The organism is Mesorhizobium sp. M0991 (genome assembly GCF_040318915.1).
Classification (GTDB): Bacteria; Pseudomonadota; Alphaproteobacteria; order Rhizobiales; family Rhizobiaceae; genus Mesorhizobium.
The window spans coordinates 1-13,122 of sequence record NZ_JAMYNE010000010.1; the positions used below are offsets into that span (position 1 = coordinate 1).

11 protein-coding genes are annotated in these 13,122 nt (G+C 62.2%); 7 read left to right on the forward strand and 4 right to left on the reverse strand.

Going from position 1 to position 13,122, the window contains the following annotated elements; genetic code table 11:
• Positions 1 to 185 precede the first annotated feature (185 nt).
• Together NKH70_RS16170 and NKH70_RS16175 are read right to left on the reverse strand one after the other, a co-directional pair.
• The gene (locus NKH70_RS16170) at positions 186 to 1,787 is read right to left on the reverse strand and encodes a cisplatin damage response ATP-dependent DNA ligase (RefSeq protein WP_352721706.1); all 1,602 of its coding nucleotides are present in this window, start codon (positions 1,785 to 1,787) and stop codon (positions 186 to 188) included.
• A 97-nt stretch (positions 1,788 to 1,884) separates the two neighbouring features.
• Positions 1,885 to 2,895, reverse strand: a complete 1,011-nt coding sequence (locus tag NKH70_RS16175) for a ligase-associated DNA damage response exonuclease (protein ID WP_352721707.1) — start codon at positions 2,893 to 2,895, stop codon at positions 1,885 to 1,887.
• A 107-nt stretch (positions 2,896 to 3,002) separates the two neighbouring features.
• Here NKH70_RS16175 and NKH70_RS16180 point away from each other — a divergent pair, with 107 nt between their 5' ends.
• Together NKH70_RS16180 and NKH70_RS16185 are read left to right on the forward strand one after the other, a co-directional pair.
• Positions 3,003 to 3,947, forward strand: a complete 945-nt coding sequence (locus NKH70_RS16180; protein WP_352721709.1) for a class I SAM-dependent DNA methyltransferase — start codon at positions 3,003 to 3,005, stop codon at positions 3,945 to 3,947.
• Between the two features lie 54 nt (positions 3,948 to 4,001).
• Positions 4,002 to 4,358, forward strand: coding sequence for a hypothetical protein (locus tag NKH70_RS16185; protein ID WP_352721710.1), 357 nt, complete (start codon positions 4,002 to 4,004; stop codon positions 4,356 to 4,358).
• A 7-nt stretch (positions 4,359 to 4,365) separates the two neighbouring features.
• On the opposite strand, the gene NKH70_RS16190 is transcribed toward NKH70_RS16185, so the two are convergent.
• Both NKH70_RS16190 and NKH70_RS16195 read right to left on the reverse strand, forming a co-directional pair.
• Positions 4,366 to 5,229, reverse strand: coding sequence for a prephenate dehydratase (locus NKH70_RS16190; RefSeq protein WP_023717847.1), 864 nt, complete (start codon positions 5,227 to 5,229; stop codon positions 4,366 to 4,368).
• A 32-nt stretch (positions 5,230 to 5,261) separates the two neighbouring features.
• Complete coding sequence (locus tag NKH70_RS16195) at positions 5,262 to 5,990, reverse strand: 3-deoxy-manno-octulosonate cytidylyltransferase (protein ID WP_352721714.1); 729 nt, start codon at positions 5,988 to 5,990, stop codon at positions 5,262 to 5,264.
• Between the two features lie 192 nt (positions 5,991 to 6,182).
• On the opposite strand from NKH70_RS16195, the gene NKH70_RS16200 reads away from it, so the two are divergent.
• From NKH70_RS16200 to NKH70_RS16220, 5 genes are all read left to right on the forward strand, one after another.
• Entirely contained in the window at positions 6,183 to 6,836 is a 654-nt protein-coding gene (locus tag NKH70_RS16200; RefSeq protein ID WP_352467475.1) for a c-type cytochrome, read from the forward strand.
• 173 nt (positions 6,837 to 7,009) lie between these two features.
• Positions 7,010 to 8,893 (forward strand): extracellular solute-binding protein, encoded by a 1,884-nt coding sequence (locus NKH70_RS16205; protein ID WP_352914387.1) that lies wholly within the window; start codon positions 7,010 to 7,012, stop codon positions 8,891 to 8,893.
• Entirely contained in the window at positions 8,893 to 10,761 is a 1,869-nt protein-coding gene (locus NKH70_RS16210) for an extracellular solute-binding protein (protein WP_352914384.1), read from the forward strand. Before NKH70_RS16205 ends, NKH70_RS16210 begins: the two co-directional genes overlap by 1 nt.
• A 30-nt stretch (positions 10,762 to 10,791) precedes the next feature.
• Positions 10,792 to 11,886: a microcin C ABC transporter permease YejB gene (locus tag NKH70_RS16215; RefSeq protein ID WP_292662264.1), complete on the forward strand. Its 1,095-nt coding sequence runs from the start codon at positions 10,792 to 10,794 to the stop codon at positions 11,884 to 11,886.
• The gene (locus tag NKH70_RS16220; RefSeq protein ID WP_292662261.1) at positions 11,886 to 13,025 is read left to right on the forward strand and encodes an ABC transporter permease; all 1,140 of its coding nucleotides are present in this window, start codon (positions 11,886 to 11,888) and stop codon (positions 13,023 to 13,025) included. The genes NKH70_RS16215 and NKH70_RS16220 overlap by 1 nt, the downstream gene beginning before the upstream one ends.
• Positions 13,026 to 13,122 lie beyond the last annotated feature (97 nt).

The following is a 13,122-nucleotide window of genomic DNA, read 5'->3' on the forward strand; positions in this document are numbered from 1 at the left end:
GGCCTCCACTCCAGCCAGCATCTTGAATCACAAAACAGATAAATCTGGAATCCCCTTTGATTCCGTCAAAGGGGGAACCGCTCTAAAGCACGTCGCGTTCGACCTGCCTCATGCGACACGCTTTAGGTTCTTGTTTTGACGCATGTCGTCATCGCAAAACCGCTGCACACCTTGCGCGACATGCATTAACTATCGAGCAGCGCCTGCAGAGTCTCGATGCGGTCGGCTTCGGCCGCCGGCTTGTCCCAGCGCAGCCGCGAAATGCGCGGAAAGCGCATGGCAACGCCGGATTTGTGCCGCGTCGAGCGGTTGAGCCCTTCGAAGGCTACCTCAAGCACCAGCCCGTTCCTGCGGTCGGCACGCACCGAGCGGACCGGGCCGAAGCGCTCGATCGTGTTGTCGCGGACATATTTGTCGATTTGCCTCAGTTCCTCGTCGGTGAAGCCGAAATAGGCTTTTCCCACCGGCACCAGCTCCTCCGATCCTTCCGGCCCGGACCAGACGCCGAATGTGTAGTCGGAATAGAAGCTCGAGCGCTTGCCGTGGCCGCGCTGGGCATACATCAGCACCGCGTCGACCGTGTGCGGATCGCGCTTCCATTTGAACCACGGACCCTTCGGCCGCCCGGCCACATAAGGCGAATCCCAGCGCTTCAGCATGACGCCTTCGATGACCGGATGCAGCGGCTTGCGGCGCAATTCCTCCAGCGCCTGCCAGTCGGTGAATTCGACCAGTGGTGAGATATCGAAGCGACTCGGATCGAGTGTCCTCACGAAGGCCTCAAGCCGGCCGCGCCGTTCGCGGAAGGGCAATCCCCGCACATCCTCGTCACCAATCTGCAGCGCATCGTAGCAGCGCATGAAGGCCGGGTATTGCTGCTGGATCTTGGGTGACACGCTCTTGCGGTTCAGCCGCTGCTGCAGGTCCGAGAAGGTGCCCGTCGCCTGCCTGGGGTCACCGACCAGAAGCTCGCCGTCGAGGGCGCCGGAAAAATCCATCGCCTCGGCAAGGTCCGGAAAGGCGCCGGAGACATCGTCGCCGGTGCGCGAATAGAGCCGGCGAATGCCGCCTTCGCAAACCGCCTGGACGCGGATGCCGTCCCATTTCCATTCGGCCGCGTAGTCGGCCGGGTCGAGCTTTTCGAGATCGCCGTCACCGACGGCATTCGACAGCATCACTGGCCTGAACAGCGCCAGCGCCGTTTTCCTGGGTTTTTCCGCCTTGCCCTCCAGCCAGGCGAACAGCGCCGTATAAGGCGGCGTCAGCCCGTGCCAGAGTTCCTCGATCTCGGCGATATCGACCTTACCGAAATCGGCCAGCGCCTGCTTGGCCAGCCGCGCCGAGACGCCGATGCGCAGGCCGCCGGTGACCAGCTTTATGATGGCGAAGCGCGCCGAAGTGCTGGCGCTGTCGAGCAGCCGGGCCAGCACTTGCGGCCCGTCGGAACGGCTCGCCGCCTGCAGCTTGGCCACCACCTCGGCCAGCGTCGGCTCGTGGTTCGCAATATCGACCGGCGCTTGCGGCCAGACCAGCGACACGGTCTCGGCCAGATCGCCGACATAGTCGTAGGAATAGCCGAACAGCACCGGATCCATGCGCTCGATCACCAGCGTGCGCAGCATCGCCGGCTTGACCGCGGCGATGGACAGATCGCCGGTGATGGCCGCCAGCGCCAGCCCGCGATCCGGATCCTCGACGCTGCGGAAATAGTCGGTCAAAAGCGTCAGCTTGCCATTGCGCGACGGCGTCAGGACGAGACGGTCGAGAAGCTCGGCGAAGCGGTTCATGGGAGGGGCGCCAACAGGATAGGTTTGCGCTCTGTCACACCCCAGAGGGGGGTGTGAAGGATCGCGGCGCCCGCGATTGGTGGTTCAACAATTGCCATCAATCGCCCTCGTCCTCATAACCGACGAGATGCAGTGGCCTGGCGGCGATGCCTTCGAGTTCGCACCAGCGCACCAGCGCCTCCTCGCGGCCATGCGTTACCCAGATTTCTTCCGCGCCGGTCTCCTTGATCGTCGCCGTCAGTTCGTCCCAGTCGGAGTGATCGGAGATGATCAGCGGCAGCTCGACGCCGCCCTGCTTGGCGCGCTGGCGAATGCGCATCCAGCCTGAGGCGAAGCACGACATCGGATCGGGAAAACGCCGCGCCCAGCGATCGGCGAAGGCGGATGGCGGGCCGACGACGATGGCGCCGGCAAAGTCGCTTTTTTGGCCGGTCTCGACGGTCGCCGGTTCCAATGTGCCGAGATCGATATTTTGGCTCTGGTAATACTCGCTGAGCTTGGCCAGCGCGCCATGGATGTAGATCGGCTTTTCGTAGCCGGCATCGCGCAGCAGGCGCATGACGCGCTGCGCCTTGCCGAGCGCATAGGCGCCGACCAGATGCGTGCGCTCGGGAAACTGCTCGGTCGATCTCAGCAGCCGGGCGATCTCTTCGCTATCGGGCGGATGGCGGAACACCGGCAGGCCGAACGTCGCTTCGGTGATGAAGACGTCGCATTTGAGCGGCTCGAACGGCTCGCAGGTCGCGTCCTTCTGGCGTTTATAGTCGCCGGACGCGACGATGCACGTACCTTGATGCGCCACCTTGATCTGCGCCGAGCCCAGCACATGGCCGGCCGGGTGAAAGCTGACGGCCACACCGCCAAGCGCAATCGTCTCGCCGAGCACCGCGGCTTGCGTCGTTCCGGCAAAACCTTCGCCGTAACGCAGGCCCATAATGTCGAGCGTCTGCTGCGTCGCCATCACCGAGCGGTGGCCGGAGCGGGCATGGTCGGAATGGCCATGCGTGATCAGCGCCCGGTTGACCGGCCGCACCGGGTCAATGAAGAAATCGCCGGGCGGGCAATACAGCCCTTCCGGCCGGGGATGAAGCAGGTCGCTGGCGCGCATGGCCCCAAGATAGGCGCTAATTCCGGCGCGGGAAGCCTTTTGTAAGTCACTGCTGACTCCAGCATAGAGCGCAAGCCGGCTGCAACACCCGGCGGAACTCGATCACAATGAAACCGCTCCAGACCTCGTCCGGCGATTTGACCGCCGACCGCCGCGCCGACTATGCCGAAATGCTCTATGCATCCGGCGATCATGCGGCAGCGGCGGAATTGCTGCTCGGCGCGCTCGAACTGGCGCCGCAATGGGCAGCCGGCTGGTTCCGCCTCGGCGAGATGCAGGAGACGGCGGGCGCGCCCGATCTCGCCGCGCAGGCCTGGACGACGGCACTGCGGCTCGACCCGGCGGACAGGCTCGGCGCGGTGCTCAAGCTGCAATTGATCGGCAGGACAGCGGCGGCCCAGGCGCCGCCCAGCGCCTTTGTCGAGACGCTGTACGACCACTATGCCGGGAGCTTCGAGGGTGAGCTGGTCGACAGGCTCGGCTATCGTCTGCCCGAATGCCTCGACCGCGCCATCCGGGCAGCACGGGCGGGCCGGTTTTCGCTGGTGCTCGATCTCGGCTGCGGCACCGGCCTCATGGGCCAGAAGCTGCGGCCGATAGCGGATCGGCTGGAGGGTTACGACATCTCGGCCGGCATGCTGAGGCAGGCGCGCGCCAAGGGTGTCTACGATCTGCTCGTCAAGGCGGACCTGCAGGAGTTTTCCTATTCTGGCCCGAAAGCCGATCTGGTTACGGCGGCCGATGTGTTCATCTATGTCGGCGCACTCGACAAGGTGGTGAATAAGATTGCCGGAATGCTTGCCGGCGGCGGTTTGTTTGCGTTCTCCGTCGAGACGCTCGCCGGCGGCGACTCGTCTGGCAGCGGCGATTTCGCCTTGCTGCCGTCCCGCCGCTACGCGCATTCGCAAAGCTATGTAGAGCGGGTTCTGGACGCCAACGGCTTTTCGGTCCTGTCGCTGCAGGCAACGATTATCCGGCAGGATCGCCGCGAACCGGTCGAAGGGCTGGCCGTAGTGGCAAGCTTGCTTTCCGGCAGCGTAAAATCTGGCTAAGACTCCTGCCGCTGCGCAGGAGCGCGGCAGCTGCGAAAGACAAGGAGCACGTTCATGCGCTGGAACATGATGGTCTTGGCGTCTTGCCTGGCGATGGCCGGCTGCGTCGGCAATTCGATGTCCGAACGGCAGGACGAAAACGTCCAGTCCTCGCTGCTATATGACAAGGTGCCTTGCGATCAATTGCTGGCGCAACGAAACGGCCTGGCGCAGCAATATCATTTGCCGGTGGACGCCAAGCCGTCCTTCTCCAACCCGGCGACGGGCTTTGGCCCGTTCACGCCGGACACGCGCTCAAAAGCCAAGCGTGACGCCGACCAGGCAAGCGGCAAGATCGACGCCATGAACCGGTCGATCAGCCGCCGCGAATGCGGCAAGCCGGCCAAACAGAACAAGTTCGGCCTGACCTGACCGGATCCTAATCCGCCACCTTCCATTGCTCCCGCGAGGCGCTGGCGGGATAGACGCCGAGTATGCGCATCTCGCGCGAGAAAAACCGCAACTCGTCGAGTGCCAGCTTCACCAGCGGATCGTCGGGATGGCCCTCTATGTCGGCGTAGAACAGCGTCGCTGTAAACGCACCGAGCTGGTAGCTTTCCAGCTTGGTCATGTTGATGCCGTTGGTGGCGAATCCGCCCATCGCCTTGTAGAGCGCCGCCGGCACGTTGCGGACGCGGAAGATGAAGGTCGTCATCATCCTGGCGTCGGCCGAGGGGCGTTCGGCCCATTGCTTGTTCTTAGTCAGCACGACGAAGCGGGTGACGTTGCTGTCGGTGTCCTCGACATTCTCCTCGATGATGTCGAGCCCGTAGAGCGTCGAGGCCAGCGCCGGCGCCAGCGCGGCCATGGTGCGGTCCTTCATCGCGGCGACCATCTTGGCGGCGCCCGCGGTGTCGCCGGCAACCGTCGCCTTCCAGCCGTTCTTGCGGATGTATTTGCGGCATTGGCCGAGCGCGTGGATGTGGCTGTGCACGGTCCTGATCTCGTCGCGCCTGACGCCGGGCAGCACCATCAGCTGGAAGTGGATCGGCAGGAAATATTCGCCGATGATGTGCAGCTTCGATTCCGGCAAGAGGTGATGGATGTCGGCGACGCGGCCGGCAATGGTGTTCTCGATCGGGATCATGGCCAGATCGGCCTTGCCGGTCTCGACCGCGTTGAAGGCGTCCTCGAAGGTCGGGCACGGCAACGGCTCCATCGACGGGAACATGTTGCGGCAGGCGGTGTCGGAATTGGCGCCCGGCTCGCCCTGGAAGGATATTTTGTTGGTCTTTTCAGGCATGCGCAGAGTCTCGGGAATTGGGGAAGAATTTCTTAGTTGGAAAGGAGCGCCCTGGCGCGTTCGAGATCGTCCGGCGTATCGACGCCAAGCGGCACCGACTGCACGATCTCCGCATCGATGCGCATGCCGGCCTCCAGCGCCCGCAATTGCTCCAGCCGCTCGCGGCGCTCCAGCGGCGACGGCCTCAGCGCAACGAAGCGTTCGAGTGCGGCGCGGCGATAGGCATAGAGGCCGATATGATGGTAGAGCGGGCCTTCGCCCCAGGGCGCGGTGGCGCGGGTGAAATAGAGCGCCCTGAGCCGTGTCGCCGAGAGTGGCGAGCCGACCAGCTTGACGACATTCGGATTGGTCTTTTCCTCGTCGCGGACGATCTCGACGCAGAGCGTGGCGATATCGACCGCAGCGTCCTCGAAAGGCTTCAGCGCGGCGCCGATAATAAGGGGGTCGATAGTCGGCAGATCGCCCTGCACATTGACGATCGTCTCGACGCTGTTGCCAGGGTCGAGAATGGTCAGCGCTTCGAAGATGCGGTCGGAACCGGTTTCGTGGTCCGCCCGCGTCATCACCGCCTCGAAATCATGCGCGCGCACCGCCTCCGCAACGCCTTGCGTATCGGTGGCGACGACCACCCGGCCGAGCCCCGCTTCGGCGGCGCGGCGGGCGACGTGGACGATCATTGGAGTGCCGGCAATGTCGGCCAGCGGCTTGCCCGGCAGGCGGGTCGAGGCCATGCGGGCCGGGATCAGGATGAGCGTGGACATGAGGCGGGCAGGGGCTCGAAAAAGAGGAGGACAAAAGTGGCAAAAGGTCTCACTGGCAGCGCCCTTATAGGTGTTGCAACGCCGGAGCAAAAGACCTAGTTTCCGCGCGATTTGACCGCCTCGCAGGGTGGTTCACGATACCGACGGACGGAGTGGACGGATCGGTCCGCCGGAAAAGGGAGCCTGGGGCGTATGGATTCCAACGAAGTCAACAAGCTGCTCGCCGCTTTCCTCGGCACCGTGTTCATTGTCTTTTCCGTTGGCATCGTGTCCGACGCGCTGTTTGCCTCTCCAGCGCCGGAAAAGCCCGGCTTCGCCATCGAGGCGACCGAGCCCGCCGAAGGCGGCCCGGCCGCTCCCGCCGCGGAGGCCAAGCCGATCGCCGAGCTGCTGACCACCGCCAACGCCGAAGCCGGCGCCGCCATCTTCAAGAAATGCCAGGCGTGTCATTCCGGCGAAAAGGGCGGCCCCAACAAGGTCGGGCCCGATCTGTGGGACATCATCGACCGTCCGGTCGCCGAGCATGAGGGCTTTGCCTATTCTGCCGGCATGAAAGAGTTCTCCAAGGGCGGCAGCGAGAAGTGGACCTACGACAACCTGAACCACTTCATCACCTCGCCGAAGAAGTTCGTGAAGGGCACGGCGATGGGCTTCGCCGGCCTGCCGAAAGATGAGGACCGCGCCAACGTCATCGCCTATCTGCGCACGCTGTCGGACAATCCGAAGCCGCTGCCGGCACCCGGCGCCTCGGCCGAGAACGCGCCCGCCAAGCCGGCCGAAGGTGCAGCCCCTGCCAAGCCGGCAGAAGGCGCGGCGCCAGCCGCTCCGGCCGCACCCGCAAAATAACAAAACTGTAATGACATAATCCTTGAAAAAGCCGGGTTCAGCCCGGCTTTTTCGTTAGGAAAAATGCATATGCGACGACAAAGCCGCTCGGTTGCGGTTTTCAGCGGCGCCAAATGATCTAGATTGGGCCCAGACGCTATGGTGACGGCGCTATATCGCGAAGGGGAGAACGCATGACGGTTGGCCGAGCGCGGACGCTTCTGAAATCGGTGCTGATGCTGGCTGCTTTTGCCGGCGGCCTGCAGGCGGCCTTCGCGGACGAATGGCGCACGACCTCGTCGCTGATCGGCGAATCCAAATACGGCGACAATTTCAAACACTACGATTATGTCAATCCAGATGCACCAAAGGGCGGCACGCTGAATTCGGTGGCGCCCGGCACGTTTGACAGCTTCAATCCCTACATCGTCCAGGGTTCTGCCGCCGCTGGCTTCGTCCCTTTTGGCGGCGGTCTGCTCTACGACACGCTAATGGAGCAGGCGACCGACGAAGGCAGCACCAGCCATTCGCTGGTCGCTGAAGCCTATAAATATCCGGCCGATTATTCCTCGGCGACCTACCGGCTCGATCCGCGGGCGAAGTGGCATGACGGTCAGCCGATTACCGTCGACGACGTGATCTGGTCGTTCCAGGTGCTAAAGGCCAACAGCCCGCAATATAGCCGTTATTTCGAGAACGTTACCGATGCGGTCGCAATCTCCGATCGAGAGGTCGAGTTCCATTTCAGCCAGAAGGGCAATCGCGAACTGCCCAAGATTCTCGGCGATCTCGTCGTACTGCCCAAGCACTGGTGGGAAGGCAATGACGCCAACGGCAAGAAGCGCGACGTCACCCGGCCGACGCTGGAGCCGCCGCTGGGTTCGGCCGCCTACAAGATCGCCAGCTTCAAGCCAGGTTCGGAAATTGTATGGCAGCGCGTGCCTGACTATTGGGCCGCCAAGTTGCCGGTGAAGATCGGCCGAGAGAATTTCGACACGAAGCGGTACACCTACATCCTCGATGAGAATGCAGCTTGGCAGGCATTCACCAAGGGAGGGCTTGAGGACATCAACGCGGAAAACAGCTCCAGACGCTGGTCGACGGCGTATAACTTTCCCGCGATCAAGCAAGGCGACGTCATCAAGAGGGAGTTCAAGACCGAGTCGCCCGAGCCGATGCAGGGTTTCGCGCTTAATCTGCGACGTCCGCAGTTTCAGGATCGACGCATACGCGAGGCGTTGACCGACGTGCTCGATTTCGAAAGCATGAATCGTACGCTGTTCTTCGGTCTTAACACCCGCACGAGCAGCTATTTCCAGGGCACCGACCTGGCGTCCAGCGGCCTGCCGAAAGGCAAGGAGCTGGAGATTCTCGAGCAATATCGTGACAAGCTGCCGCCTGAAGTGTTCACCGAGGAATTCAAACTGCCGGTCTACGACACGCCGCAGGCGGAGCGTAAATACCTGAAGTCCGCGGTCGACCTGTTCGCCAAGGCTGGTTGGGTCATCAAGGGCGGCAAAATGGTCAATGCCCAAACGGGCCAGCAATTCAAGCTGGAGATCCTGGGACGGGACCCGACAGACGAAGTCATCGCAAATCCCTACGTCGATAATTTGCGAAAGATCGGTATTGATGCCGCACTTCGCATTGTTGACCCCAGTCAATATGTGAACCGCACCCGCAGCTTCGACTTCGACATGGTGACGGGGATCTTCCCACAGTCGGATTCGCCCGGCAACGAGCAACGCGACTTCTGGAGTTCAAAAGCCGCCGACGCACCTGGCTCACGCAATCTGATGGGCATTAAGGATCCGATTGTCGACGCGCTGGTCGACCGCGTTATCTACGCCACCGACCGCGACGATCTGGTTGCTGCCACCCATGCGCTCGACCGAGTTCTATTATGGAACTACTATGTCGTGCCGCAATGGCATAGGCCGGTGGTCTGGCTGGCCTACTGGAACAAGTTCGGCATGCCTGAAAAGCAGCCTGCCTATTTAGGCGTGGACACGGATTCCTGGTGGATCGATCCGGACAAGGAAAAGGCGCTGGCGGCCAAATACAAGAGTGGCAATTGATGGCGGCGCTGCCCCGTCGCTACTTCCTCGCCCTGGGCGGTGCCGCCGCGGCAGCTGCATGGCTGCCCGGCCGGGCTTTCGCCACGATCCCGACCGGCGTGAAACTGCACGGCCTGTCCGCCTTCGGCGATCTCAAATACGCGCCGGATTTCAAGCATTTCGACTATGTCAACCCGGACGCTCCCAAGGGCGGCCGGATGAATTTCGCCCCGCCGAACGCTACCTTCAATCAAAGCTTCCTGACTTTCAACACGTTGAACTCGCTGGTGTTGAAGGGGGATTCGCCGCCGCGCACCGAGCTCTGTTTCGATTCGCTGATGACAAGCGCACTTGACGAGCCGGATGCGGTCTACGGCCTGCTTGCCGAATCCGTTACCTTGTCGCAGGACCGCAATGGCTTCCGCTTCAGCCTGCGGCCACAAGCCCGCTTCCATGACGGCTCGCCGCTAACCGCGGAGGACGTTGCCTTCGCATTGAACCTCTACAAAGAGCGCGGACATCCGAATCTTTCCCAACCGCTGCGGCATATGACGGATGCGGTCGCAATCGATCCGCTTACAGTCAGCCTTGCCTTCAACGGCCAACAGTCCGCGCAGAATATCCTCGCCATCGTTGTTATGCCGATCGTGTCGAAAGCCTTCTACACGGCCAACGATTTCGACGCCTCGACGTTAACCCCACCGCTTAGCTCCGGACCATACAGGGCGGGACGGGTCGCGGCCGGGCAGACTGTCGAATATGAACGCGTCGCCGATTATTGGGGCCGCGATCTGGCCGTGAACCGCGGGCTTAATAATTTCGACCGCATCCGCATCGATTTCTATCTTGATCGCCAGGCAGCGTTTGAAGCTTTCAAGAAAGGGGACACGCATTTTCGCGAAGAATTCACATCGCGGGTGTGGGCGACCGGTTACGACTTTCCAGCGCTGAAGGATGGCAGGGTCATCAAACGGGAATTTCCCGGCGAGAAATCGCCCTCCATGCAGGCTGTCGCGCTGAACCAGCGCCGTCCACAATTCCGCGACATACGCGTGAGACGGGCAATCGCCTATTGCTTCGACTTCGAATGGACCAGGCGGGTGCTGTTTTTCGGCGCCTACGAGCGTTCGCAATCGAACTTCGAACGATCGGATTACAAGGCCGAGGGCCTACCCTCGCCCCAGGAACTGAAACTGCTGGAGCCATTTCGAGCCGAGTTGCCGCCGGAGACCTTTGGCGAACCGGTGATGCAACCCGTCTCCGACGGTTCTGGCCATGACCGTAAGTTGCTGCGCGAGGCTTCGAGGCTGCTTGCCGAAGCCGGCTGGAAGCGAGCGGGCAATTTCGTCGTCAACGATAAAGGCGAGCGGCTGCGGGTGGAAATGCTGGCCGAGGACGAGGGCCTGGTTCGCATGTTGGCGCCCTGGTCCGAGAATATGAAGGCGATTGGCATCGACGCTTCGGTCCGGCAGGTCGATTCGACGCAATTTGAAGCGCGGCAGAGCAATTTCGACTTCGACTTCAACATGCTCGCATGGTTGATCGGGGCGACGCCCACCACCGACGGTTTAGAGATCCTCTATGCTTCGCGGATGGCGAAAACGCCGGGGATGCGCAACTATCCAGGTACGGAAAGCAAAGCCATCGACGCGCTGATCGAGGCAGCCGGCAAGGCGCAGACCCGCATCGAACTCGTCACCGCGCTCAATGCCCTCGATCGGGTCTTGCGCGCGCGGCTCGACTGGATTCCAACATATTATCAGGCGAATCACCGAGCGGCCTATTGGGACATGTTCGGCTTTCCCGCTCAGAAGCCGGATTACGGCTTTCCGGTCGAGACGTTGTGGTGGTTCGACAAAGACAAGGCGGCACAGATTGGCAAAGCCTGAGATTTTCGCACAAGCGAGGCAGAGAGCCTGATGGGCGCCTATATACTGCGCCGCATCCTGTTGATGATCCCGACCCTGTTCGGCATCATGGCGGTGTCATTTGCCGTCATCCAGTTTGCTCCGGGCGGGCCGGTCGAGCAGGTCATCGCCAGGCTGACCAACCAGGGCGGCAGCGATCGCCTCGGCGGCGGCGGGGGTGATGCCGGCGGCGCCAATTTCGATGTGGCCGGCGACGTCGGCTCGAAATATCGCGGTGCGCAAGGGCTCGATCCGGAATTCATCAAGAAGCTGGAGAAACAGTTCGGCTTCGACAAGCCGCCGCTCGAGCGCTTCGGCATGATGCTGTGGAACTATCTCCGTTTCGATTTCGGCGACAGCTATTTCCGCGACATATCGGTGCTCGACCTGATCCTGGAAAAGATGCCGGTGTCGATCTCGATCGGGCTGTGGATCACGCTTTTGTCCTATTTGATCTCGATCCCGCTCGGCATCCGCAAGGCAGTCAAGGACGGCTCCACCTTCGATGTCTGGACCAGCGGCGTCGTCATCGTCGGCTACGCCATTCCGGGTTTCCTGTTCGGCATATTGCTGATGGTGCTGTTTGCCGGCGGCTCGTTCTGGGACTGGTTTCCGTTGCGCGGAATCACCTCGGACAATTGGGACCAATTGTCATGGCCGGCGCGGATCGGCGACTATTTCTGGCACATGACCTTGCCGTTGACGGCGCTGGTGCTGTCGGCCTTCGCCACGACGACGCTTTTGACCAAGAATTCCTTCCTCGAGGAAATCCGCAAGCAATATGTGGTCACCGCCCGCGCCAAGGGCCTGTCGGAACGGCGGGTGCTCTACGGCCACGTCTTTCGCAACGCCATGCTGATCGTCATCGCCGGCTTCCCCGGTGCCTTCATCTCGGCGTTCTTCACCGGTTCGCTGCTGATCGAGAACATCTTTTCGCTCGATGGGCTCGGCCTGCTCGGCTTCAACTCGGTGGTGCAGCGCGACTATCCGGTGGTCTTCGCCAATCTCTACATCTTCTCGCTGCTTGGCCTGTTCGTCGGGCTGTTGTCCGACCTGATCTACACCTGGGTCGATCCGCGCATCGATTTCGAGCGGAGAGACGTCTGATGGCGCAGGCCACAGCCGAAACGGCGCCGGCACGGATCGCGCGGCCCTTTCTGTCGCCGCTCAACCAGCGGCGCCTGCAGAACTTCAAGTCCAACCGGCGCGGCTACTGGTCGTTGTGGATCTTCCTGTTCCTGTTCGTGCTGTCGCTGGGTTCGGAACTGGTCGCCAACGACAAGCCGATCATCGCCTCCTACAAGGGCGAGATCCTGTTTCCGGTCCTGGTCGCCTATCCCGAGGAGAAGTTCGGCGGCTTCTATGCGGTCACCGACTACCGCGACCCGGTCATCCAGGACGAGATCAATGCCAATGGCTGGATGATCTGGCCGCCGGTGCGCTACTCCTACCAGACCGTCAACAACTCCATTCCAGAGGCAGCACCGACCAAGCCGTCCTGGCTCTACGACAAGAAAACGCGCTGCAACCAGTATCCGAAAGGCGAGGCGGACCCCAATTGCATCGTCGGCAACTGGAACTGGCTCGGCACCGACGACCAGGCCCGCGACGTGCTGGCGCGCGTCATCTACGGGTTCAGGGTCTCGGTGCTGTTCGGCCTGATCCTGACCGCCGGCTCGGCGCTGATCGGTGTGGCGGCCGGCGCCTTGCAGGGCTATTTCGGCGGCTGGACCGACCTTCTGTTCCAGCGCTTCATCGAGATTTGGTCGGCCATCCCGGTGCTGTATCTGCTCTTGATCGTTGCTGCCATCCTGCCGCCCGGCTTCTTCATCCTGCTCGGGCTGATGCTGCTGTTTTCCTGGGTGGCACTGGTCGGCGTGGTCCGGGCCGAGTTCCTGCGCGCCCGCAACTTCGAATATGTCAATGCGGCGCGCGCGCTCGGCGTGTCCAACGTCACCATCATGTTCCGGCATCTGCTGCCCAACGCCATGGTGGCGACGCTGACCTTCCTGCCCTTCCTGCTCAGCGGCTCGATCTCGACGCTGACCTCGCTCGACTATCTCGGCTTCGGCCTGCCGCCCGGCGCCGCCTCGCTCGGCGAGCTGTTGAAGCAGGCGCAGCGCAATCTCAACGCGCCATGGCTCGGCATTTCCGGCTTCGTCGTCATCTCGCTGATGCTGTCGCTGTTGGTCTTCGTCGGCGAGGCCACGCGCGACGCCTTCGATCCGCGCAAGACGTTCAGATGAGGGCGATGCGGGCTGGCATTCGGCATGTTATATTCCCGAGAATGGCAATCCGGACAAAAGCGGACGTATCCTCAAGGCGTTGGGGAAGGAAAGGGTT

Excerpts from the sequence above, each read along its gene's own strand:
- NKH70_RS16170 (WP_352721706.1), bottom strand. The coding sequence starts at position 1,787 with ATGAACCGCTTCGCCGAGCTTCTCGACCGTCTCGTCCTGACGCCGTCG.
- NKH70_RS16175 (WP_352721707.1), bottom strand. The coding sequence starts at position 2,895 with ATGCGCGCCAGCGACCTGCTTCATCCCCGGCCGGAAGGGCTGTATTGC.
- NKH70_RS16180 (WP_352721709.1), top strand. The coding sequence starts at position 3,003 with ATGAAACCGCTCCAGACCTCGTCCGGCGATTTGACCGCCGACCGCCGC.
- NKH70_RS16185 (WP_352721710.1), top strand. The coding sequence starts at position 4,002 with ATGCGCTGGAACATGATGGTCTTGGCGTCTTGCCTGGCGATGGCCGGC.
- NKH70_RS16190 (WP_023717847.1), bottom strand. The coding sequence starts at position 5,229 with ATGCCTGAAAAGACCAACAAAATATCCTTCCAGGGCGAGCCGGGCGCC.
- NKH70_RS16195 (WP_352721714.1), bottom strand. The coding sequence starts at position 5,990 with ATGTCCACGCTCATCCTGATCCCGGCCCGCATGGCCTCGACCCGCCTG.
- NKH70_RS16200 (WP_352467475.1), top strand. The coding sequence starts at position 6,183 with ATGGATTCCAACGAAGTCAACAAGCTGCTCGCCGCTTTCCTCGGCACC.
- NKH70_RS16205 (WP_352914387.1), top strand. The coding sequence starts at position 7,010 with ATGACGGTTGGCCGAGCGCGGACGCTTCTGAAATCGGTGCTGATGCTG.
- NKH70_RS16210 (WP_352914384.1), top strand. The coding sequence starts at position 8,893 with ATGGCGGCGCTGCCCCGTCGCTACTTCCTCGCCCTGGGCGGTGCCGCC.
- NKH70_RS16215 (WP_292662264.1), top strand. The coding sequence starts at position 10,792 with ATGGGCGCCTATATACTGCGCCGCATCCTGTTGATGATCCCGACCCTG.
- NKH70_RS16220 (WP_292662261.1), top strand. The coding sequence starts at position 11,886 with ATGGCGCAGGCCACAGCCGAAACGGCGCCGGCACGGATCGCGCGGCCC.